The sequence below is a fragment of the Massilibacterium senegalense genome (genome assembly GCF_001375675.1).
Lineage (GTDB): Bacteria > Bacillota > Bacilli > Bacillales > Massilibacteriaceae > Massilibacterium > Massilibacterium senegalense.
The window spans coordinates 412,679-438,165 of the sequence record NZ_LN831785.1; the positions used below are offsets into that span (position 1 = coordinate 412,679).

Genomic DNA, 25,487 nt, shown 5'->3' on the forward strand with positions numbered 1-25,487 from the left:
ACTATGGCCTTATTTTAGTAGATTCTATTAGCTTAGGTATAAAAGCAACCCGTCGGTTACTTGAGACATTTTAAATATAAAATACAATTAGCAAAAAGTCAATACATTTTTTAGTTTTTAAAGAATATAATTACTGTTTTTTAAATATACCTATAAAGAAATCATCCATTATCTAGTAACTTTACTCTCTCCTTAATCGCGATAAAATGTAGTTATTCCACTTTTATAAATAGTTAGCTATCTCACACTTAATTGCTCCGATACTTATATGCATCTAATTTCACTACCGGTTAATGCAATCTAAAAGCCAAAATTAATCACTAATAAAAGATATATAACTTATCACAATTTTCGCAAATACTTTTTCTAAATTTAACAACGCTCGTTCGTCGAAATCAAATTTTGGATGATGATGCGGATAATGGGTACGTTCCTGTTCATTTTGTGCCCCTACTTTAAAGTACGTCCCTGGTTTTTCCCGTAAAAAATAGGCAAAATCTTCTGCACCCATAGATGGTTGGAAAGCAATAATATTTTCTTCAGTAAACATAGTAGATAGCAATTTTCCTACTATTTCCGTTTCTTGTGGATGATTGTATAACGCAGGATATCCGTGCAAATAATCAATATGATACGAAGCACCAAAGGCTTCTGTTATTCCTTTCACTATTGTATGAATGTCATTTTTTACTTGCATTCGCACTTCTTCATCAAAAGTACGGACCGTTCCTTCTAAAGTAGCCTTGTCAGCAATTACATTGAAGGCACTTCCCGCTTGAAAGACACCAATCGTCACAACAGCAGGTTGCAATGGATTTACTCTACGACTCACTACTTTTTGCAAAGCACTTACTACTTCACTACCGATTACAATCGAATCTACCGTATGATGCGGTCGTGCTCCGTGCCCACCTTTTCCTTCAATGACTATTTTAAATTTATCAACGGCCGCCATTCGATATCCTTCCCCGACAGCTACTTTTCCTAGTGGAATTTGTGAATCTAGATGCGCACCAAACACATAATCGACACCATCTAGTACGTTTTCTTCCACCATAAACTTTGCGCCACCAGGAGGCGTTTCTTCTGCATGTTGAAAAATAAACAACACATTTCCGTTTAATTGATTGCGGTAAGTACTTAACACTTTCGCGACACCTAACAACGCAGCAGTATGGCCGTCATGTCCACATGCATGCATCGCACCTGGTGTTAAAGAACGGTAAGGAGCCTTTTTTTCATCTTGCATAGGAAGTGCATCAAAATCTGCTCGTAACGCAATAGTCGGACCAGGTTCCTTGCCCTTTAAAAAACCAACTAAGCCATTTCCGCCAATGTTTGTCTTCACTTCTATGCCAAATTGTATTAGTTTTTCTTTAATATATTGCGCTGTTTTTACTTCTTGAAAAGAAAGTTCCGGATGTTGATGTAGATACCTTCTCCACTCCACCACTTCTTGATAATTTTTTTCTAAATCTGTCCATATAGCAGCTAACACGTCATTTCTTTTTTCTAACGTCATCGTTTCCACACACTCGCTTTCTATCTATCCAACCATGTAAACACGAAATAAACTTTTTATCGCTATTGTTCGTCTAATAGTACGATACTCTATATATAATAGAAAAAGGAGGTGAACATCATGCATGCATCCATAAATGAAAGACATCTTGCATTACGAAATGCGGAAAAAAATGCGGAAAAGTTGTTCCAGGCAATTGAAGCAAAAGGAATTATCCGCAGCGGCGTCACAGAAAAACAAGTGAATAAAGAAATTTACGAACTCGCTTTCCAACTGTTTGGTATAAAAAAGTATTGGCATAAGCGAATTGTCCGCACCGGAAAAAATACATTGCACCCTTATAAAGAAAATCCACCCGATTTACTAGTTGCTCCTGATGATATTATTTTTCTTGATTTTGGTCCTATTTTTGAAGATTGGGAAGCAGATTTTGGACGGACGTTTGTCCTCGGTAGCGATCCTAGAAAATTAACGTTACGCGATGATATAGAAACCGCTTGGTATGAAGCAAAAAAATTTTTTGATTCTAATCCTACTATTACCGGCAGTGAGTTTTATTCCTACTGTGTTTCTTTAGCTGAAAAGTATGGATGGGATTATGGTGGGCCGTATGCTGGGCATCTTATTGGTGAATTTCCACATGAAGTCATTCAAGGAGAAGACGTAGAAAACTACATTCATCCAGACAACCATATCCCAATGCGAAGCACAGATAAAAACGGTCGCCCTCGTGACTGGATTTTAGAAATTCATTTTGTTGACCGAGAGCATGAAATTGGGGGGTTTTTTGAGCAATTATTAACTGTTCAGTAAAAAAATAAAGCAAACCTTGAAAAACAGGTTTGCTTTATTCCTATACGCGTTTTCCCGCTCCTAAAAATATTACTACTAATAGTCCCGTAAAAAATGTAAGGATACTAATTACCAACGTTCCGCCCGATGGAATGCCCGGAAAAACGACAAATAATGAGCCGATTATTAATCCAATAATCGATGCATATGTAACATGCGGAAAGCGGGCAAGGGCGTACTTAATTCCTTTACTGCTAACGATAAAGCCAACTACTACCCCTGCCCCAACAACAGCAATAATCGGGAAATGAAGTGCAGAAAGTGCTTGAATCACTACTGGATAAACACCAATTACTAATAAAACAAAAGAGCCACTAATCCCCGGTAACAACATGGCCATACTTGCTAGCCATCCTGAGAAAAATAAGATAGCAATCGTAGAAAGTGTTAGGGTACCTTCTATTTCTAATACATAATCCGTTTTTGCGAACGCCATTATAATTAATAGACTAATTGCAACAAACATAACAAGATAATGCGAAAGTTTGAAGTTTCTTTTCACTTCTGCCTGACGCGCCATAAATGGAACGACTCCGACAATGAGACCAAGGAAAAAAAATTGTGTCGGTGCGTGATAATTTTCTAATAAAAATTCAATCACGCGACTTAAAAGTAAAATGGCACTCCCCATTCCAATACCGAGAGGAAGTAAAAATCCAATATGTCGCTTCCACTCTTTACTAAAAAAACCGCTGATAGCCGTCAGTAATCTATCATAAATACCAAGAATAACGGCAATCGTCCCACCACTTACTCCTGGAATTAAATCACTAATTCCCATAACAAAGCCACGGTATAAATTTTTCCACTCCAACTCCTTATCTCCTTCCTAAAATAGGTCAATCTGTTCATGCATCTTGTTTTATATTAACAGAATCATAACAGTTAGATGGTATTTTATCTTTGTTTTATGAAAATAATCTGAATTTTTATGTAATAAACCATTTTTACACTAATGGACGCATAAAAAAATGTAAAGGTTCACCAACACCTTTACAGCCTTTTAATGCATCACTTTTTTCAATTCTCCTTTTACAGCGATCCTTTCCTTTCCACTAGTAGTGCAAGTAATTAAAGTAATCTCACTTTTTCCTTCTTGATCTCCTAAAACCGCTATATCTGTTGGTTCAATGACCTTGGTATCAACAATAGAATAAACAAATGTTTCCTCTTTTGTGTGTAATAATACTTCATCTCCGTTATGGACATTAGGGAGATGACGAAAATGCCGATCGCCTCGATACCCGCGATGACCAGCAATGGTGAAGTTCCCTTCTCCTGGTCTTTGATTTGGTTTTATTTGAGTTAATGTAACATTTAAATTTTCCGTAGTGGTTTCCGGAAGTACTTTTTGTTTTAACTGGATAGAAGGAATCTCTAATTCTAAAACTCCTTTTAATTGTTTTTTTGTAAATGGTACATTTTTCAGACTTGATTCATCTACTTCCTCTATCATTGCTAACGCTTCTTCTAACGCTGCAAGTTCTCTTGCTTGTTTCCACTCATAATAAAAAGGAAACAAAACAAGAGTGATGCCAACGAGTAGAAACGACATTCCAATCATCGTTTTCATTCTCCTCATCAAACATCACCCTTTCTTTATCCATTATTCTGTTTTACGTTTTTTATACATTAAGACGTAAACGCCGATTACCATAAGCATTGTTCCTACTAACAAGAAATATCGTAACGACTCTTCCCCTGTTTGTGGCAATGTCGATGTGAACGTTGATTTCTCGTTTTGTTTTGAATCATCCGTTTTTGATACTATTTTTTCCTTGCTATCTGTTTCTTTTTTATTGCTGATAATGTTGTCCAACGCAAGAACTTTTTTATTCCCAACTTGAATCATAAGCTCTTCTTCCCCTGGCTCCACTTTAAATGCAAATGGCGTTTTTAATTGTTCATATCCGTTAGGTGCTTTTGTTTCAACTAATGTATATGTGCCAGGAACTAATTGTACAACATCCGATTTTCCATTTTGATTTGTAGTAATAGTTGCGACTTTGGTTCCATTCTGATCATACAAATCAAATGTCGCACCTTCTAACGGTTCACCAGTGTCTTCATTTACTTTTTGTACAGTCACTCGAACTTCCGCAAGCCCATTTGTTGCCGTAAGTTGCAATACTTCTTGTTGGCCTTTTTCAATCGTAAAAGCAATTGGTGTTTTATCTAACTCATAACCAAATGGTGCTTTCGTCTCCACGAATTGATACGCACCCGGTTTTAACCCATCTACCACAATTTTTCCTTCTTTATTTGTTGTTAATTTCTCTTTTAACGTCTTACCTTTCGAATCTTTTAATGCAAAAACCGCTCCTTCTAATGGTAATCCATTGTTATCTTTATCCACTTTGCGTAACTCAACGGAACCTGTCGTTAACTCATTTGTTGCGGTTACTGTTTTTACTCCTTCTTGACCTTTTTCAATCGTAAAGGCAATCGGTGTGTTGTTTAACTCATAACCAAATGGTGCTTTCGTTTCCACGAATTGATACGTGCCTGGTTTTAAACCGTCCACCACGATTTTTCCTTCTTCATTTGTTGTGAATCCTTCTTGAACATTGTTGCCTTCTGCATCTTGTAATGTAAATACTACATCTGGTAACGGTGCATTCTCATTGTCTACGTCTACTTTTATTAATTGTACAGAACCGCGCGTTAATTCATTTCCTGCTGTTTTTTCCACTCGTTTCACGTCTGCTTCTGTTTTACTTTTTTCAATCGTAAAAGCAATTGGTGTTGCGTCTAAGTCATAACCAAACGGTGCTTTCGTTTCGACAAATTGATAATTTCCTGGTTTTAATTTGTTTACGACAATTTTTCCTTCTTTATTTGTCGTTAATCCTTCTTGAAGGTTGTTGCCCTCTGCATCTTGTAATGCAAATACTGCATCTGATAGAGGTGCATTTTTATTATCTATGTCTACTTTTGTTAATTGTACAGAACCTGTAATCCATTCGTTTTCAGCCGTAACCATTAATTTTTCTTGTTGACTTTTCATAATTTCAAATTCGATTGGTGCTGCATTTAATTGATAATAATCCGGCGCTTTTGTTTCGACGAATTGATACTTACCTGGTCGTAAATTCTCAACCACAATTTTTCCTTCTTCGTTTGTTGTTAATCTTTCTTGAAGCATGTCGCCTTTTGCGTTTTGCAATTCAAATGTCGCACCTTGTAAAACGAATGCATGATTATCTTTGTCTACTTTTATTAATTCCACTGATCCAGGAACTAATTCATTTTTTGCCGTTACTTTTACAACCGGATCTTCTGTTTCTGTTTTGATTCTATCAATCGTAAAATGGATTTCTTTTTCATTTAATTGATAATGTTCTGGTGCTTTCGTTTCAATAAATGTATAATTTCCTGGTTTTAAGTCTCCTACAGAAATGTGACCTTTTTCGTCTGTTTGCAGTGTTTCTTGGATAACATTCCCTTGTTCATCCATCAATTTAAATTCTGCACCAGCTAGTTGTGTACTTTCTTCATCTTTATCTACTTTTGTTAATAACACTTTTCCATGAATTAATATGTTTGATGCTTCTACTTCAACTGTGGCAGTTTGTCCTTCTATTATTTCAAATGTAATAGGAGTGTTATCCAATTGAAAATATGCTGGCGCTTTTATTTCAATAAATTGATAGTTTCCTGGTTGAAGATTTGGTACAAAAATCTCCCCATTTTCGTCCGTCACTAATTTAGTATGCACCACGTCTCCATTTTCATGACGTAGTTCAAATTCCGCGTTTTCTAGTACTTCATTGCAATCATCCGCATTGTACTTCAGTAATCGTACAGAACCTAATTTAAGATTTTCTGCTGTTACTTTTGTTACTTCTGTTTGGTTTTCCACCATTGTAAATGGAATTGGTTCTTTCCCTTTTTGATATCCTTTTGGAGCAGTATGTTCGACAAACTGATAGTCTCCAGGTTCAAGACCATCGCAATAAATTTTTCCTTCATCATTTGTCGTTACTTGTTCGATTGTTTGATACTCACTTTCTACTAGCTTTTGAAGATCAAAAACAGCATTTGCTAATACTTCACCAGTTTCTTTATCTTGTTTCGTTAATTCAACCGCATAGATAATTTGTTTATTTTCAACGGTTAATTCATTACTCTCACCATTTTTTGTTTCCTTATCAATGGTAATCATTTGACCTGCTTCATTCACTCCACTAACATATCCAGTTGGTGCTTTTGTTTCTTTTAATAAATACTCACCAAAAAGCAAGTTTTGAAACAGTACTTTTCCGTCTGCACCTGTCGTTAAAGTTTTAATTTTAATCGTACCAGTACTATTGAATAGACTGAATTCTGCCCCTTCAAGTGGTTTTTTCGTTTTTGCGTCTACTTTTGTAACTTCTAATTGGCCGATTCGACTATCAATATCACCGCTTGACCCTGTTAATTTAACGATATGGTTATAGTTTGTTTTGGTCGATTCTGTTGTAATTTGATACCCAGTAAAGGAAGCATCATTAGATACTGTTTGATTATTCCCCGCCATAATAAATGTGTCGTATTCTAACACGTAAGGACGATTAACCTCCTTTTTAAAGGATAATTCAAAGTACTCTTTTCCTTCCGCATCCTCTTTAAATGATAAAGTGTAATCCTCTCCTTCTGTTAAAAGGTCACTTTCATTTTTTTCTACAAGTCCATTTTGATCTACATTCGTTCTATATAGTTGAAAGGAATCTTTTAAAATACTTTGATTTGTACTAGGTTTATCTATTACGACTGCATCAGAAACAGTAGACTGCGTTGGGTTAATCCAAAGTTTCCATTCTAATACCCTTGGATTGTCTTTGTTTTGTGCTGCTTCTTTATTAGTGTATTTCCCACCATAGTTTTCAATTGATACTGTTGCCGGTAATGGGAACTCAGTAGCACCATCTTTTAATATCGCTGTATTCTCATAATTTTTAACGATTAGCTGGTCATGTAAATCGGTCTTATACACAATTACATACGCCCTATTTATTGAACCTAATGTTAGTTTAAACCCTGGCTCGTCATTTTTACCTTTAATAGCTTGTACTATATAATCTTTATCCTTATTTAGTGCGTCACCGTCTTTTATCCAATTTCCATCTGTATCGATTTTCATTTTATACACTTCAACAGTATTAATATCGAAGTTTTGATTCCCTAAAATGATATCTTCGACAATTGCATCGCTAATCGGTCGCTCAGTATAATTCACACCAACCTCCCACGTAATTTCTTTTGTTTGAGCATTGTATGAACCCCCTTTTGAACCATTCAATTGGGTAGCATTGTTGGGAGTAAACGTACTTGTTTTTGTCATTGTTTTCTTATCCACTTCATTTTTTGGCACCCAATCAAGTATCGCCCTATTCGTAAAAGAAGTTTCTCCATCTTCTATTTGGTTAAAGTCAAAAGTAGTTATATACTCCGCTCGAACAACATCTGTAACTGGGTTAGTAAAGGTGATAATCATCTCACCAGTACCCTCCGTATATGAAAGAGTATAATCTGTATCTTTAGTGAATGAAGTTCCTCCATGCGTAATGACGAGACTATTACTATCTAACGTTAGCCCTTTTGGAAGAGTATCTGTTATGACAACATTGTTCATGACTTGTTTATCTTTATTTATATCAAGACTCCATTTAGTTGTTCTGTTTTTGTAGTCAACGAAGCCACGATTTTTATGGAAAATTTGCTGCTTAATATTACGAGTCGCTTCTTTTGTTCTTCCATTTGCTTCTACTGTATTTGTAATTGTCGTATCTTTTTCCACGCGATCAATCGCTGTTGTTTGATAGGTTATTTTATAAGCATTCTCTATATCTTCCTTAAACCAAAGTATAAAGTCATCTCCATTATTTGTACTCGTATAATTATCAACTACATCGGCAGAAATCTCAGCCCCAGTGTTCGGATCAATGGTTACTTTTTCTACTTTCATCGTTCCATCTTTTAGTTTTTGATTCGCCCCTAACGTATCAGTTAACTTAGCATCTGCTTGGCTGATTGTTTTTTCGTTATAATTGTACTTAATTTCCCATGTAATTGTTTGAGTAGAAGGATCATAACTAGTAGAACGTTTCTCTAAAGGCTGGCCGCGTTTTACTCCTACCGATGCAGTTGCTGGTAAGTCTGTTATATTATCCCCTGTAAGTGTTGCTTTGTTTGGATAAGTTGTCCCCTCACCATCGGTAATTTTTGATTGAAATACAACACGGTAAGCTTTGTTAATAGTACCAAAATTCAACGGAAATGCTGTACCATATCTAGTTGTAACTTCTTCTCCCACTTTTACAGAACCATCTAACTGCACATCTAACTCATATATTTTTATCGAACCTGCTACAAACTCTTGATTTTTTTGTATTGGATCTTGAAGTTGAGCATTTTGAATCTCTTTTAGGTCTTTATTAAAATCAATTCCCCATGTAATTGTATTCGCATTATATTTCTTATCCGGTGTACCTCTTTTATCAATAGACTGTTTGACATTAGGTGTAAAAAATAGTGGAAAATCGATAGTCGTACCGTCATGAATTGGGAATTGCACTACTTGATTCGTACTACCTGTTAAATCTTCTCTAATTTCTGTCCAAATGTTTAAAGTTCCCTTTATTTCTGAACCCTTTTCAATCTCATCATTAAATGTCATCACTACTGTTCCATCTTCAAACACTTCAAATGTACCGAACTGCACACCTAATCCACTTTTTAAATCACCACCGGATTTATTATGAATTTTGAATACATCTGGTAATGTAAATGTATAGGTAGAACCTGCTGGATATCCATGGTTATTCGGAAGTTCAAAAGTATAACCTATTTTAAGGTCTAACACTTTCTCCGATGGATGAGGCATCGGATTAGGTAATTCACTTCCATCAGCTTGTGTTAATGTAACACTAATCATAATATTTTCAGTAATTGCTGTTGGTGTTGTTTCATTTAGCAACGCTATGTTTGATTTTTCTGCTACTGTTGTTTCAGCAGCTTCATCTATGATAGCATTCTCTTTTAGTGGAACATCTTCACCTATCGCTTCTGTACTTGGTTGTTCACTCGTTGTTTCTTTGTGATTAACTATTGATGCATCTTCCGTTTCAGCTACTTGTGTTGTCTGTTCTTCTTGTTGAGTATCCGTCATGGTAGCTGTTTCTTGTGTAACTTGCGTATCCACAGTTATTTCATTTTCCAAATTAAGCCCTTCAGCTTGAATAGACATTGGTGGAATGATTGTATTCAACAACAAAAAAAAGATGATGAATACGACAGACCATAATTTCCTTGTTCGCTTCATACCAACTCTCCTCCCTTTTTGATTGGAATGCAAAATATCTGTATTCACGTAGATTACTCTGCTTTTCAAACAATCATGATGGGAATCACACAGAATATTTGCTTCTATCCATTTTAAAAATGGGGACTATACAAATTCTCTACATAAATGATGGATTATTGGAAAAATAAAGATGGCGTATAAACAAGAAATATCTTGTTTATACGCCACCTTATTGTTTTCTACAGATTGATTAACAAAACTAGTTGAAGAAATCCCTTTGCTTCAGCTGTATGACGATTATTTTTTTATATCCTTTATCCTCTTCCTCTACCAGATTCTCCAGCAAACGATATCCAGCCATTTTTTAAAGCTTTTATCACAACACCTAATCGATTTTCTACATGTAGTTTATGAATAATATTGGAAACGTGACTTTTTACTGTTGTTTCACTTATTAATAACTCCTGGCTTATTGCACGATTGGATAATCCTTCACTTAATAAATAGACTATTTCGCATTCTCTTTTTGTTAATGGAGATTCGTGTGAAAAATGAAAACGGTGCATTGCTTTCGATTGTAAATTATGATTGTTCTGCCCATTCGTTCGGACCGCACGTAATAGATAACTGGAAATTTTATAATGAATGTAAATTTGATCGTTACTAACTACTTCCAGGCATTCCGACAAGGTATCCATACTAATACTTTTTACTAGATAACCGTGTATCCCTAAATAAAGTAAACTTTTAATTCGACTATATTGTGGATCAGTTGTAAACATAACATATTTTGTATTCGATAATTTCTGCATCAGCTGACGAATGAGTGTGCCGATTTTTGTTGAAATAGAATCATCGATTATAATGATTGTCGGATCAGCTTTTATGATATTTTGTACAGATAGTTCATGACTATTAAATAACTGGACCGTATATTTTCCCTCTTGTATAAAAATTTGTTGTAAACCTTCCGCAAATAATTGACAATCATCAATAATGACAACTTTATCCATCTTTTATTTCACCTTTCTACATACACTAGGTCTTTCTCTTATGTAAATCATCAAATTTAATAAATTCCAATATACACCAATTAAAACAAATACCTGTCGTAACTTGATTAGTTAAAGTGACTATAAAACTTTCATACAAGGAAATATTTACAATTAAATATGCATTATATAGTACTCAACTATACAAATTCTGTACAAAAAAAACTAACCTTTCAAAAAAGCCAGTTTGAAAGATTAGTTTTTTTATTACTACTAAGAAATGTGCATCGTGCCAACCTGTGAAAAGGAAACCCTTTGAATAGAAAATTTCTTCTTCTACATTTCCTTTTTAGGAATTTGAAAAGACACTTCTGTTCCTTGACTACGTATACTTTGAATATGGAGTCCATCTCCGTACATTTTTTTTAATCGTCTATTTATATTGGTTAAACCAACACTTCTATCTAACTTACCATGCAAAATCTTCCTTATTTGTTCTTCGTCCATTCCAACGCCATCATCCGTGACCGTGATTTTTGTGAAGTTAGCAACATCTTTAATTGAAATGCGGAGAGTTCCCCCCGCCCTTTTTTGTAGTATCCCATGATGGATTGCATTTTCTACTAGAGGTTGAATCGAAAGTGGTGGTAATTTCACTCGTATATTTTCATCCAAGTCCCACTCTACTTGCAAACGGTCCACAAACCTTTCTTTTTCAATATAAAGATAAGACTTTACAAGTTCCAACTCTTGTTCAAGTGGAACAATTCTTTTTAAGTTTTCTGGTGTAAAACTTCTTCTTAAATACTCTCCAAACTTATTCAAAAGAGCAACCATTCTATCAGAATCAATCATACTAAGAGAAGCAATTGTATTCAATGTATTAAACAAAAAGTGCGGTTGAATTTGTGCATGAAGCCAAGCCGCTTCCATATAAAGATGTTCATTTATCGAGTGCTTCATATTAATCAAAGCTTTCCCACGCGTTTTTAGTTCGAGGGAATTAATCGGTCTTACTACGTAATCATTAGCACCATAAGAAAACCCAACGTACACATCTTGAGGATAATTCCTTGATGTGATGATAAGAATTGGGAGTTCTAATGGTGTATAACGTTCTCGAATTAAACGTGTTAATTCATATCCAGATAAATACGGCATCATTGCATCAACAATCACTAAATCCCATTCGTTACCGTTCAATAAATGTATCACTTTTTGTGCATTCGTTACCGTCGTAACATGATAATTTTCCGTATGAAAAATAGTACTAATTACTTTTAAATTTACTGGATCATCATCGATAGCTAAAATGCGATATTTTCCCTTACTATCTTTTATTTTCTGTACACTAATATCCTCCGTATTTTGCGGATTTTTTTCCTCATTAGTCTTCACTTCTTGTTGACTGACTTCTGCCGCTGTTTCTTCTGCTAACGGTAAAGTAAAATAAAAATCTGAACCTTGATTCGGAGCAGTGTCTAGATATACAGTCCCACCATGTAATTCGATTAAGTATTTGCTAAGAGTAAGACCGAGTCCCATTCCTTTATCATTTGCAACTCCTTGTTCATACGATGCAAAAACTTTCTTTTTCATCTCTTCGTCTATCCCGATTCCATTATCACGAACATGAATAACAGCCATATTATTTTTTATTTCAGCATCCACCGTAATCTCACCACTATTTGTAAATGATATTGCATTACGTAACAGATTAAATAAAATTTGAATAAGCCTTCTTTCATCTGCTATTACATTAGGGAATGAGGGAGAAATATTAGATGTCATTTGAATTTGTTTTCCATCAGCAAAAAACGTAAGCATATCAATAACACCAGATATTACCCCTTGGATACGCAAGCTTTTTGGTTGAAAGGGCAGTTTCCCTTCCTTTAAACGAGTAAAGTCTACTAAATCTTGAAGGGTAAAGAACATCGTTCGACCAATATTAATCAGAAATAGCAAATTATTTTTATCTTGAGTAGCAAGTAAACTTTTTTTTCCATCGATAATCGTTTGTGCAATCGTAATCATTTCGTTCAATGGAGTCCAAAGCTTTTCAGCACTACTTTTTAAAAATTCATCTTTTAACTTATCTTCTTTTTGTAACTTTACAACTAGTTCAGCTGCTTCTTTATGCTTTTGATCATACCGTTTAAACCAAAACACAGCAAAACCAAGAAAAGCAAACAAATAATCAAAAGGATAAAATGGAATTTCAATATGTGCAAAAGCCTTTATTAATCCCCATACAATACCAGATGTGGTACTTACCATAATAAGTGCCAGATAAAATGATTCTTTTTGATCTTGCAAAAACTCTTGAAATGCAAATAACAGAACCGACAAAAAGGAAACAAAATAAAGAATAAAGAACACCGCATTTGCCGGCAGTAAATACTGCACTGGCATAATTAGAATCAATGCCGCACATATCCCATATAAAACAGAAAACAAGTAAAATAATTTATGCTGTTTATATTTTGTTAATAAAACTGACATAAATTGCACAAAGAAAAAAGAAGCAGCAAGATAAATCAAATTAGTAAGTTTTAACGACCAATGATAATCCAGTTGAAGCCAATCAATCAATCAATGACTTATCGTATGTAATAAGTTCATCAAGTGCAGGAAAGATAAATCCAATCGTAAAAAAAAGAACGATTTTATTTCGATAAATAAAAAAGTAAACTAATAAACTATACAAACTATGTAACAAAAGCACAACTACCATACCTGTGAGAAGGATTTTAATGAAATCTTGTTCTTTTGAAATGGCTTCTGCAGAGCCAAATTTTATCGATTTATGAATTCCGATATTTTCAACCGTATCAAAATTAGACACGTAGAGAATAATGTCCATCTCTTTTTTATCAGTAGTGAAATAAACCGTATAGGGGATATCTTTGCCTATATGTTGTGTTGGATGATCCGCCACTTCCCCTGATTTTCCTTTCAGCTCTCCGTCGATAAATAATGCAGACGCCGTTTTGACAGACGGAATCCGAAGCCCATATGTTCTTTCTTTATAATCCTTTTCATTTAACAAAATTTTCAATCGATACGTACCATAATCAGCTTTTCTATTATCTTCACTTGTTGTAGGAACAGCTATTGTTTCCCATTCTACATTTTCCTGTTCATGCTCACGTGGTAAATGACCTTCTGAAAACTTCCACTCACCATTTAACATCATTGTTTTATCATCTTTTAATTCGTAAGTACGTAAATCTAAAATCCCATTATGTGCTAATGGTTGATCAGAAGGAAAATGGTATGCTAACCACAAAAGGCGAAAAACCATGAGGACGAGAAAAAGAAGAATAAGTACGAGAATACTTTTCCATTTATAGTTCCGAACAATCAAAAAATTAGCCCCTTTCGAAAGAAACAAAAAAGGGACGAATTCTTCCTTTAGATATGTTACATTTTCAGGAAAAAGTATCCCTTATTCATTTCAGTATTCACTTGATTTCTTCCATTTGTTATACCATGTGACAGTATGTTCACTTGGCTCTAGATATAGTTCTTCTCTTAATGCCTTTTCTAACTGTTGATATTTTTTATGTACAAGTAATGGTTCATCTAATGAAGCATAGATTTTCATTAATGCCACATATGCTTCTTCCGCTTCTGGATGTTGCATACAAATTTTTTCATACCATGTAATGGCCTCGTGTACTTCTTCGTTTTTATCATACCAACCCGCTATTTGAAAAATGATATTTAACCATAATGTTTCTAAACGATGACGTTCCGCTTCCGCCCACCAATAATTATACTCTTGTAAATAACCACCTTTATACTGATTCACTATTTCAATATATTGATGGATTGTTTGTTCGCTAAGCGGAGAAAGTTCCTTCAAATTCTTTTCCCATTGTTCCGCATCTATTAGTACATTTTTTACATTTAACATGTAACCTTCTGTCGTGTTTTTAATGGTAAAATGATTAAACAACGTCTTTATTGCTTTTCTAACATGATACACCGTCGTATATAATTGCGAATAACTTCTATCCACATCATAATCAGGCCATAATAACTCTACTAATGTGGACTTCCGAACGAGTTGATCACGATGATGAAATAAATAAAGAAATAATTCCTGTGCCTTTTTTGTTCTCCAACGAATAGAAGTTACGTCTTCTTTATTTGTCGGTTTTATCGTCAATTGCCTAAAAACATTTATCTGTACCTTCTCTTCTTTCACTACCGGTTTTTCTTTTTTATACGTTAAGTATTCTTCTATTCTTTTAATTGTTTTTTCTAAACGATTGCGATTCACCGGTTTAACAAGGTAATCTAACGCATTTAATTCAAAAGCTTGTACTGCATATTCATCATAACCAGTCACAAAAATAACCGCTACTTCTGGTTTATATTCGATTATTTGCTCCGCTAGTTCTAATCCGTTTATCCCAGGTTGATGGATATCTAAAAAAAGGACATCTACATCTGCTTTTAGTATTTGTTCTTTTGCTATTATCGGATCTGTATATTTACCTAGTATTTCAATATTGTCTATTCTACTAAGATAATTATCTAACAAGTCTAAAGCAAGTTTTTCGTCATCTACAAGTACTGCTTTCATACGCTACTCCTTTACTTTTTCCTTTTACGCCTTCATTATAATGGCAAAGAAAATGGGTAATAATAGACCTTCCGTGCGTGGAAGATTATGTAACGATTAAAAATGCACGTATTTATTCTGTGACAAAGAATACATGTCTATTTATTTAAACAAACAATTATTTTTTTCACTCATCTACTTCTAGTATACCAATAGATAAAATACCCATAAAAGGTTCTAATAAACTAAAAAATAAAAGATGCTATATTTTATCCATAATAAGAACGAAGCCCTAAGACCTATTATATTCTTTTTATCACCATATCTTAACACAACTCTATTCCCCCACTTCATTATTTTTCGGTTTTACCATACCATTTTGAAGTGGATGTCTTACTGCCCGTTATTAAGGGAGAAACAAAAAAAGCCGTGAAACACGGCTTTTCTTCCACTATACATTTATACTTTTAACGCATAATTTTGCAAATATCATTTGAAAATTCAACTGGGTCTTGAACGGTTAATCCTTCAATTAACAATGCTTGATTATACAATAAGTTTGTATATAATGTTAATTTTTCTTTGTCGTTTTCAAACGCTTGTTTTAACGATTGAAATACATCATGGTCCACGTTAATTTCTAACACTTTATCCGCTTTAATGTTTTCATTCGTTGGCATTTGTTTTAAGATTTTTTCCATTTCAATGGTGACATCGCCATCTGCGGATAAACAAACAGGATGTGTTTTTAATCGTTTCGATGCTCGTACATCTTTTACCTTTCCACCAAGAGCTTGCTTCATAAATTCGAAAATATCTTTATTTTCTTCTGGTTTTTCTTCTTTTTCTGTTCCGTTTTCTTCTTCAATTCCTAAATCACCACTTGATACAGATTTGAATTCTTTTTCTTGATAGGTCATTAACATTTTTATGGCGAATTCATCAATATCATCGGTGAAGTACAGTACTTCATAGCCTTTATCTAACACCGCTTCAAGCTGCGGAAGTTTTTCGATTCTATCATACGATTCCCCAACCGCATAATAAATATATTTTTGATCTTCTGGCATGCGAGAAACGTATTCTTCTAATGTGACTAATTTTTTCTCTTTCGATGAATAGAACATAATTAAATCTTGTAGGTCTTCTTTATGGCTTCCAAAATCACTGTAAATACCGTATTTTAATTGTCTACCAAATGATTGATAGAATGTTTCATATTTTTCTCGTTCATTTTTTAATAAACTCTTTAATTGATTTTTAATTTTCGTATGGATGTTTTTCGCAATGATTTGAAGTTGACGGTCATGTTGTAACATTTCCCTTGAAATGTTTAATGATAAGTCTTCGGAATCTACCATTCCTTTTACAAAACTAAAGTAGTCTGGAAGTAATTCTGGACTTTTTTCCATGATTAGTACACCGTTTGAATACAGCTCTAATCCTTTTTCGTACTCTTGTGTGTAATAGTCAAAAGGAATATTTTCTGGGATAAATAAAATGGCATTATATCTTACGGAACCGTCTACTTTAATATGAATATGTTTTAATGGTTTATCAAATCCGTACCGTTTTTCCTGATAAAATTGTTCGTAGTCTTCGTCTGTAAGTTCTGACTTATTTTTTCTCCAAATCGGAACCATACTATTGATTGTTTGTTCTTCGATTACTTCTTCATATTCTTCTTCATTATCTTGTTTTGGTTTTTGTACCGCGACATCCATCTTAATAGGATAACGAATAAAATCAGAATATTTTTTAATGATTTCTCGCAACCGATACGTTTCTAAATATTCATCGTATGCTTCTTCTTCGGTGTTTTCTTTTAAATGTAAAATAATTTCTGTACCGACTGTTTCTTTTTTCCAAGGTTCGATTGTATACCCGTCTGTTCCGCTAGATTCCCACTTGTACGCTTCTTCACTCCCGAGCGCTTTACTAATGACGGTTACTTGATCCGCTACCATAAAAGCAGAATAAAAACCAACGCCAAATTGACCGATGATATCGTACCCGTCTTTGATTTCATTTTCATTTTTAAATGCTAAAGAACCACTTTTCGCAATAACACCAAGGTTATTTTCTAACTCTTCTTTCGTCATGCCAATTCCTGTATCTAAAATTTTTAGCTGTCTATTTTCTTTGTCTGCAACTATTTTAATATAGTAACTATCTTTATCAAACGTTAACTGATCATCCATTAATGCTTTGTAATAAATCTTATCGATTGCATCGCTTGCATTAGAAATTAACTCACGTAAAAAGATTTCTTTTTGAGAATAAATAGAGTGAATCATCATTTCTAATAATCGTTTGGATTCAGCTTGAAATTGTTTCTTTTCCATAACAACCTCTCCCCTGTACTTTTAATAATTAGCAGTCGATGAACTTAAGTGCTAATAACTAAATAAATAACATACTACATTTTTTCTGTCAATACATAGCAATTTTGAACACAAAAAAACCTTCCGTTTTATCGGAAGGTTGTTATCCAAGTGCCACATCTAAAACCATCATTACGGTAAATCCAGCCATTAATCCGAGCGTTGCTAAATCTTTACTTCCCGAAGCTTGTGATTGTGGAATGAGTTGTTCGACGACAACAAAAATCATCGCTCCTGCTGCAAACGCTAATGCATATGGAAGAATAGGTTGAACCATTAACACAGCAGCAGCACCTAAAACAGCAGCTATCGGTTCAACAATGGCCGATAATTGCCCATAATGGAAAGCTTTTAAACGAGACATTCCTTCTCCTCGAAGTGGAACAGAAAGAGCAGCTCCCTCTGGCATATTTTGAATCCCAATTCCAATTGCCAAACCAATGGCACCAATTAACGTAGCATCAGAAAACCCTAAAGCGGCTGCACCGAACGCAACACCGATTGCTAATCCTTCAGGGATGTTGTGAAGGGTAATAGCTAAAAAGAGAAGGGTAGACTTTTTCAGTCCTGTTTTTGGTCCTTCTGCTTGATCTTCTGGCACGCCAAGGTCTAAATGAGGAACAACAAAATCTAATAATCGAATAAATAATCCACCGAGTAAAAAGCCAATCGCCGGAGCTAACCAACTAATTTGCCCATTTTTTTCACTAAAATCTATCGCCGGAGCCAATAATGACCAAAAAGATGCTGCAATCATTACCCCCGCTGCAAATCCTAACATCGAATTCATCACATTTTGATTAAGCGAACGGAAAAAGAAGACAATAGACGCTCCTAATGCAGTCATTCCCCATGTCAATAACCCGCCAAATAAAGCTTGTATGGTGGGGCTAAATTGCGTAAACCAATCCATAAACATCCAAATCGTTCCTTTCCGACTAGCCAATTAATATTTAAGATTTGAGTGCCTACTCTTATTTTGCACTAAGGAAACATTTATTGTCAAGACCAATTATATGATGTTTACTATAAATTATTACACTATTTTCCTAAATATTCTTTTTATTTCGTGAAGTCTATTCCTTTTCTATCCTATATAAAAAGATCTTCCATCATTAGGGGCGTTTTGCTTTTCCCCATTGACAGAAGACTTCGTTATAATCTAGCTATAAATAGAAACTAGTAAAATAAAAAAGAAAGTAGACATTTTTCTCCACTTCCTTTTTATCCTCATTTCTATTTTTTATTTGTCACGTATTTTTCTACAAGGGTAGCATATGCTTCTGCCCCTGTTTTTGTTAAATGCACGCCGTCACCAGCAAAGTATTGTGGTTCATTGATACTTGCTTCATACCAGTTAATAACAGTCACATTCGAAAAAGCTTCGGCTACTTCGTTTAAGTCGTCGTTTACTACGCTTTCCCACGGTCTTGGAACACGTGTATTTACTAGATATACTTCTGTTTTATTTTCCATTGATTGGAGAACAGATGTTAATTGTTTTTTAGAAAAAGGTCCGTTCGTCCCTAAACTAATAATCACTACTTCTCCTAAACGTTGGTCTGTTTGTAATTGTTGAATAATCGTCGCTGCTTCAGACATTTGCCGTCCCACTTTCGCATCAATCGTAATCGTGGAAAATACAGATTGTAAATACGGTGTAGCATCGATAACAACTGAATCCCCGATTACTGTGACGGACCGTTGAAAAGTTTCTACCGGTTTTTCTTCTGCCGCCTTGGCCACTTTTTCAGGTGAGATAGGGGCTTCTTTTTCTACTGAAGTTTCTTTTTGTACGGTTTCTTTCACAGCTTCTGTCTGTTTTGCTGACTTTGCTTCAGATTGAGGGGCAATATATAATCCTACACTTGCGATAATGACGACAAACATCATACTGTTAATCGCCAACCATCGAAGCGGTGGAATATGTTTTAATCCCCAATATCCAGAACGAACGGCTTGCCACCATTTTTTAATCGCCCCTTTTCGTATTGGATCTTCGATATATTTCCAAGATAGTGAAGCAAAAAGAACAGTTAAAAATAGTGGAACAATCATTCGTACCGGATGTACTTCTCCTGTATGGACAGCAGGTGTCGTTAAAATAATAACGGGATAATGCCATAAATACATCCCATAAGAACGAACACCAATCCACTGAAGCGGCCGAACTCCCATCATAAGACCGATGCGACTTGCTGGATGCACTAATGCTGCAATGAGCATCGCAGCAGCTATAGAAACGATAAACATACCACCACGGTAAAGAAAGGCATCGTATTGATTAGAAAAACAAATCATACTTATCACTATCATAAGACCGATGAAACCAATAGTGTCTAAAAACAATCGACCTTGTTTCCCGACACGAGTGGCTAATTTATCGCTTGGCCAAATAATCGCTAACGCTGCACCGATTAACAAGGAAAAAACTCGTGTATCTGTCCCGTAATATACACGACTTGGATCGGTTCCTGGTTCATATAAAATCGCCATCCATAAGGCAGACAAAATGGCACCCATCATCGCATATCGAAACAAGTTTCCACGTTTTGTTACAAACGTCAATCCTGCTATTATCACAAGTGGCCAAAGCAAATAAAATTGTTCTTCAATTGCTAACGACCAAAAATGTGTAAATAAAGAGGGGGTTTCAAATGTTTCAAAATAGGATACATCTCGAAATATATAGGACCAGTTGCTGAAATATAATAAAGCTGCTAGAAAGTCTTTGCGCACATTAGAGAGCAACGATTGGTTGAAAAAAGTAATATATGCCGTAACAAAAACCATCGTTGTGACCATTGCTGGAATTAATCGACGTATTCTTCGCAACCAAAATTGCTTTAAGTCAATATGATTCGTTTCTTTCCACTCCATGATTAATAAATCGGTAATCAAATAACCGGAAAGTACAAAAAAGATGGTTACTCCTAATAACCCCCCAGGCGCCCATGGCATATATAAATGGTAAAAAATGACCGATAAAACAGCGATTGCCCTTAAGCCATCTAAACCTGCCATATACCTGCGATTACGTTTCGTTGGCGTTGGCATGCCATTCACCCCATTCCTTAACGTGCTTCATCTATTATTTCGTAAAAAGATCTCTTATAGAGTATGTCGCTTTTTATCCTTTGCTTTTACTAGATTAAAAGAGAAAAAAGCCTTAGGAAACATCGGTTTACCTTAGACTTTTTACATATCATTCAAAAAAATAAAGAGTTGGGCAGTTAATCCCCCGCTTATCTATCTCTTTTGCTAGATTTATAAAAGCGGAGGCATTTTTGCCCTTTATATGAGGGTAAAAATTTTTTTGCTGCTGTGCGATGCAACCTTTTCAGTATAACAAATAGACCATAAGATAGTAAGAGAACATAGTCCGATTATATTTTCTACTTTTTTCGCTAGTAAGAGGAATTTTTCGACTATTTTACTGATAAATAATACCCTCTCTTTTTAAAAAATACTAGGTATTTCTTCTTGTTTTATCTTTCGAAAAAAAACATCAATTTTTCTCCGCTTCTTCTACTTTATCCTTTGCTTTTCGACATTTATTTAAATGATGCATGCTTCTCCAAAGATGATACGCCACCCGATCAATCCAATGTAACGTATGCACCTTTTCAATCGCAGCATCCACGTCTGCTTGCTGAAGAACCGTTTTTTTGATAATCTCTTTTCGATTTGTTCGGCGAATTTCCGCTATTTCTAACGATGTTACTTTCACCTTTTTCACTAGATCTTTATGATTGTGATACGTTAAACTTTGTTCCATTTCTAAAAATAATTGTTTCATATTTTCTGAAAGATGTTGGACCGTTTTATTTTGGTTCGTATATTCATTCATATCAAACTCTTCTAGTGTTTTTAATAAACGAGTCAAGTGATCACTAGTATGAATAAGATTAACTTGTTGTTGGTATTCTTTTTGTGATGTTGAGTACGATTGATTGCTAATTTTTGATAAAAATTGCATTGTTTCGATTAACGCTATATTCGCTTCTTCTAGTTTTTTTTCCATAGACGGCGATAATACTTTAGTTGTAAATAACTCCGCTCCTACTCCGGAAATGGCTTTTGTAATCCGAATCAATGTTCTTCTTGCTGCTTCAATCGCAACGGAAGGAACAGAGGCAACACTCGCATCTAAATACTTCGTTAACTTATCTTCATTTTCTGGTACAAGTCGAATAATCCACTTCGTAAATAACGGTAAAACAGGAACAACGACCGCTATTCCCATGATATAAAACGCAGTGGAGAATAAAGCTAATAGCGTTGCATCATCATTTATACCTAGAAAACGACCAGTAGTAAAAATACCCGGAAGGATGAGTGGCAACAATAGAAAAACTAGTAAAGCAGTCATGCAGTTAAACAAAATGTGTGACATTGCAGTTCTGCGCGCTTGAATCGTCCCGCCTATCGTTACGACAAATGCTTTTGCCGTCGTTCCAATATGTTGACCAATAACAAGCAAAGCTGCTTGTTCAAACGACACCGCTTGTGCAGCAAGTGCCGTTAACGTAATCACCATGGCCGTACTCGAAGATTGCATGACGATGGTCATCACCATTCCGATTAACACGAGTAAAATATGCTGCAAAAAAACAGGTCCTCCTATAGAACCTAGTGTGACGTTTTCCGCAACGCCAGACATCCCATCTTGCAACGTCCCGATCCCAAGGAATAACAAACCAAACCCAGCAAGCGCCATTCCTAAAGGAGCATATCTTTGCGTCAAAAACTTTAACAAAGCACCGATTCCGATAAGCGGTAATGCAAATGATCCAACACTCACCTTAAGTCCAATCAACGACACAATCCAGCCCGTACTCGTACTCCCTAAGTTGGCTCCGAGAATGACACCAATCGATTGTGAAAAAGACAATAACCCAGCACTAACAAACCCAATCGTCATTAACGTCGTCGCACTAGATGATTGTAAAATAGCGGTCAAGACCGTTCCTGAAACAATCGCTGAAAATACGCCACCTGTAAATTTACTTAATAATTGCTTTAACGAATCACCCGCTAAAGACTTCAACCCATCGGTCATTAAAATCATCCCTAATAAAAAAAGACCGATTCCTCCTAAAACAATTGTTACTGTATCCATCCCATCACCTATTTATTAATAATCAATTTTTCTTCTGACGAACCTTTCCTTAATATAATTATTATACACATTCTCAAAAAAATAGAATATTTTCCCTGCTTTTATCTTCTATTCTAGTATACACCCGCTCTTTTAACAAAAAAGCAAAGCTAATTGTAGACAAGTAGATTCTACAATTAGCTTTGCCGTATTTAAAAAGTATCCGTTTACATTTATGTTTGTAAAAATGTATCTGGCATGACGACCGCAACGACTTCTCCTTTTGCACAAAGGCTGTCACCTGCGAAAACGTCTGTATACACCTTCCATTTCTTAGGATGAATTTCTTCGACCGTTCCAATTGCTTTTAATGGAATGCCTTGAGGAGTTGGTTTCAAAAAGTCTACTTTTAAAGATGCCGTAACAAATCGTGGTGGTTCGACCCCGTCCCCTACGTTATGCCCATTTTTCTTGTGTAATGTTAATGATGCAGAGCCTGTCCCATGACAGTCAATGAAAGAAGCAATAATGCCGCCATACACGAATCCTGGCAATGCAGTATGTTCGGGTTCCGGTTGATAAATAGAAATCGTCCGATCTCCTTGCCACCCTGTTCGAACATGATGACCATCTTCGTTCAATCTACCACACCCATAACACCACGCAAAGTCATCTGGATACTCATCTTGAATTGCCTGTACCACTCTTCCTTCCATAATACCCCTCCTTTGTAAATTAGCTTACCATATTTTATCGACGTTTCCTATAATAAATTTGAAAATTCAGAAAATATTCTACGTTTTTTTATATAAAGAAATCTTTCATAAGTGGGGGTTTTGCTCTTCCCTCACGTAACTATTCTGAACATTGTGAAGTGGTGTCTTACTGTCTGTTCATAAGAGATAAAATAAGATGAAAAAGATAGTAGAAAAATAATCAATATCCGTTCATTGGATATTTACTATAAATCGCCTATCTTTTTCACATAGGTATGATTACAACATATGTTTTATCAACTACTCTATTTTTCGTAATAATTCTTTCTGTTACAATTCATTAAAGGTCACTTAGTGATGCAGAAAAGCAAGAAAACGTGTACAAGGTTTATAATATAAAAGATGAAAAGTCTGAGGTTTTTTCGAGGTTTATTAGAACGATTATACATATTTTAACTTTGCTTCATGTTCTGTTGTTTTAATCGATAATAATTCGATTACTTTTTGTTGATTAGATGTCATTTCATTTAATGCTAATACTTCTTCATTAATTTTAAATATTGCTTGTTCCATAGAGGGAAGAATTTGTAGTGTGTTTTCTATGTTCGTTACTCGTTGCTCAAGAGAATCTAAACGTTCTTCTACTGCGCCCATACGTTGTTCCATGGAATCCATACGTTGCTCCATCGAATTCATGCGTTGCTCCATCGAATCCATACGTTGATTCATTGCATTCATTTTGTCATGAAGGCCAGAGATATCATCTCTCATGGCAATTACTTCACCACTAATAAACGTTACTTTCGTTAAAAGCTCTTTTAACATTTCTTCTCCCATCGTTTCTCCTCCTTTTCTATCTTTTAGTATACCACCTATGGATGAAAAAATGGACAAGCTTTCTGTCCAAACCTTTTATTAGAATGACTTCATACTGGTCTCTCTACAGGTTAATCATTTGATAAAGAGATCTTCCATCAATGATTGTTTTCAACGACTTCTTTTAAATCTAATCAATGGTAACAACCATTTTCCTAGAATACAAATAAAAAATTTTTTTCAATTCGCTTTCGGCATCTCCATATAGCTGTCTTTATATTTATAGGAAACCGTTCCATCCTCTTTTACTCTATCATCCATTCTTGCACTTTTTGAGACTCCCACGGCTAAAGCCACAAGCCCTGACATATGGGATTCTTGAATGGCTTTTCGTTAGCAGTCCATTTCTGTTTTGAACAGAGGGTGTCTCATCACCCCTCCATATCCAGTGCATATAGCAGATATGGCTACGCTACTATTACCATAGCGTACAGTTTTTTTCGTTCGTGGTGTTTTAGCGTCTTGTTCTTGACGACACATATTGTTTTACCAATCGCATGTATTAGGCGATCGAACCTTATACGATATCCAATTTTCAAAGAACGAGATTGTTTTAGAGACTTTTACTTGTTTATAGGAATAGGGTACCATTTCAGATGCTTTTTTATGGAACACACTTTCGGTATTTTAAATGTACATCGCATTTGTCCTCTCTATCATCCCTTGTCTAAAGACGGGCTAACGCCCTGTATGGACTTTCTCGTTCGGAAATTCTGTAAAATAGAAACAACGACTGTTTCCGTTTGAGCCACATTTTCGTTCAATTGGTTTGTTAATGTCATGACATTATAATTAGTTAATACCATTGGATTTTTTTTATGTATTTTTATTTCTTCTACCATTCTATTTGCTATATCTATTTGTTCTTCATGATGTTCTTTTAGCGAACGTACTCGTCTATCATCTGTCTCTAATTGTGTTTTTAAAGCAACAATCTCTGCTTGAATCATTTCTAGTTTCTCGGGTAAATGGTTCGTTCCGACGACAATTTTTGTTTCATTTAAATGATTCACTAACTCTTGATTAATATTTTTTTTTTCTAAATAAAAATGAATCGTTTCTTCTGATGTATCGAAAGAAGGAGAAAAAATAGCAAATGGAAGGGTTGGCAGTTGTCTAGGAAAAATCCAGGTTAAGAGAGCGTAAAAGTTCCAAGGGCACTACCAGCTACGAATAATGGTCT

The 25,487-nt window shown here is 35.1% G+C and carries 16 protein-coding genes; 1 reads left to right on the forward strand and 15 read right to left on the reverse strand.

Going from position 1 to position 25,487, the window contains the following annotated elements; translation table 11 throughout:
* Positions 1-313: 313 nt before the first annotated feature.
* Complete coding sequence (locus BN1372_RS02825) at positions 314-1,522, reverse strand: M20 metallopeptidase family protein (RefSeq protein ID WP_062197458.1); 1,209 nt, start codon at positions 1,520-1,522, stop codon at positions 314-316.
* Between the two features lie 120 nt (positions 1,523-1,642).
* Between BN1372_RS02825 and BN1372_RS02830 the strand changes: the two genes are divergently transcribed.
* Positions 1,643-2,335 (forward strand): M24 family metallopeptidase, encoded by a 693-nt coding sequence (locus BN1372_RS02830; protein WP_062197344.1) that lies wholly within the window; start codon positions 1,643-1,645, stop codon positions 2,333-2,335.
* Between the two features lie 40 nt (positions 2,336-2,375).
* Here the strand turns inward: BN1372_RS02830 and BN1372_RS02835 are convergent, their stop codons facing one another.
* The 14 genes from BN1372_RS02835 to BN1372_RS02900 form a co-directional block, all read right to left on the reverse strand.
* Complete coding sequence (locus BN1372_RS02835; protein ID WP_062197345.1) at positions 2,376-3,188, reverse strand: DUF368 domain-containing protein; 813 nt, start codon at positions 3,186-3,188, stop codon at positions 2,376-2,378.
* Positions 3,189-3,377: 189 nt separating this feature from the next.
* Positions 3,378-3,956, reverse strand: a complete 579-nt coding sequence (locus tag BN1372_RS02840; protein WP_062197346.1) for a class D sortase — start codon at positions 3,954-3,956, stop codon at positions 3,378-3,380.
* A gap of 24 nt (positions 3,957-3,980) precedes the next feature.
* The gene (locus BN1372_RS02845) at positions 3,981-9,677 is read right to left on the reverse strand and encodes a SpaA isopeptide-forming pilin-related protein (RefSeq protein ID WP_062197347.1); all 5,697 of its coding nucleotides are present in this window, start codon (positions 9,675-9,677) and stop codon (positions 3,981-3,983) included.
* A 296-nt stretch (positions 9,678-9,973) separates the two neighbouring features.
* On the reverse strand, positions 9,974-10,672 hold the full coding sequence (locus BN1372_RS02850) for a response regulator transcription factor (protein ID WP_062197348.1): 699 nt from the start codon (positions 10,670-10,672) through the stop codon (positions 9,974-9,976).
* Between the two features lie 315 nt (positions 10,673-10,987).
* Complete coding sequence (locus tag BN1372_RS02855; RefSeq protein WP_062197349.1) at positions 10,988-13,246, reverse strand: ATP-binding protein; 2,259 nt, start codon at positions 13,244-13,246, stop codon at positions 10,988-10,990.
* Positions 13,239-14,021: a hypothetical protein gene (locus BN1372_RS14895; protein ID WP_062197350.1), complete on the reverse strand. Its 783-nt coding sequence runs from the start codon at positions 14,019-14,021 to the stop codon at positions 13,239-13,241. The genes BN1372_RS02855 and BN1372_RS14895 overlap by 8 nt, the downstream gene beginning before the upstream one ends.
* Before the next feature lie 90 nt (positions 14,022-14,111).
* Positions 14,112-15,248, reverse strand: coding sequence for a response regulator (locus BN1372_RS02865; protein WP_062197351.1), 1,137 nt, complete (start codon positions 15,246-15,248; stop codon positions 14,112-14,114).
* A gap of 446 nt (positions 15,249-15,694) precedes the next feature.
* Positions 15,695-17,572: a molecular chaperone HtpG gene (htpG, locus tag BN1372_RS02870; protein WP_062197352.1), complete on the reverse strand. Its 1,878-nt coding sequence runs from the start codon at positions 17,570-17,572 to the stop codon at positions 15,695-15,697.
* A gap of 142 nt (positions 17,573-17,714) precedes the next feature.
* Positions 17,715-18,524, reverse strand: a complete 810-nt coding sequence (locus tag BN1372_RS02875; protein WP_062197459.1) for a ZIP family metal transporter — start codon at positions 18,522-18,524, stop codon at positions 17,715-17,717.
* A gap of 323 nt (positions 18,525-18,847) precedes the next feature.
* A complete protein-coding gene (locus tag BN1372_RS02880) occupies positions 18,848-20,668 on the reverse strand; it encodes an acyltransferase family protein (RefSeq protein ID WP_062197353.1) in 1,821 nt (606 codons plus the stop codon).
* Positions 20,669-21,119: 451 nt separating this feature from the next.
* Positions 21,120-22,733: a Na/Pi cotransporter family protein gene (locus BN1372_RS02885; protein ID WP_062197354.1), complete on the reverse strand. Its 1,614-nt coding sequence runs from the start codon at positions 22,731-22,733 to the stop codon at positions 21,120-21,122.
* 212 nt (positions 22,734-22,945) lie between these two features.
* Complete coding sequence (locus tag BN1372_RS02890) at positions 22,946-23,428, reverse strand: PaaI family thioesterase (RefSeq protein WP_062197355.1); 483 nt, start codon at positions 23,426-23,428, stop codon at positions 22,946-22,948.
* Positions 23,429-23,869: 441 nt separating this feature from the next.
* The gene (locus BN1372_RS02895; protein WP_062197356.1) at positions 23,870-24,265 is read right to left on the reverse strand and encodes a hypothetical protein; all 396 of its coding nucleotides are present in this window, start codon (positions 24,263-24,265) and stop codon (positions 23,870-23,872) included.
* Between the two features lie 695 nt (positions 24,266-24,960).
* Positions 24,961-25,317, reverse strand: coding sequence for a hypothetical protein (locus tag BN1372_RS02900; protein WP_062197357.1), 357 nt, complete (start codon positions 25,315-25,317; stop codon positions 24,961-24,963).
* Positions 25,318-25,487 lie beyond the last annotated feature (170 nt).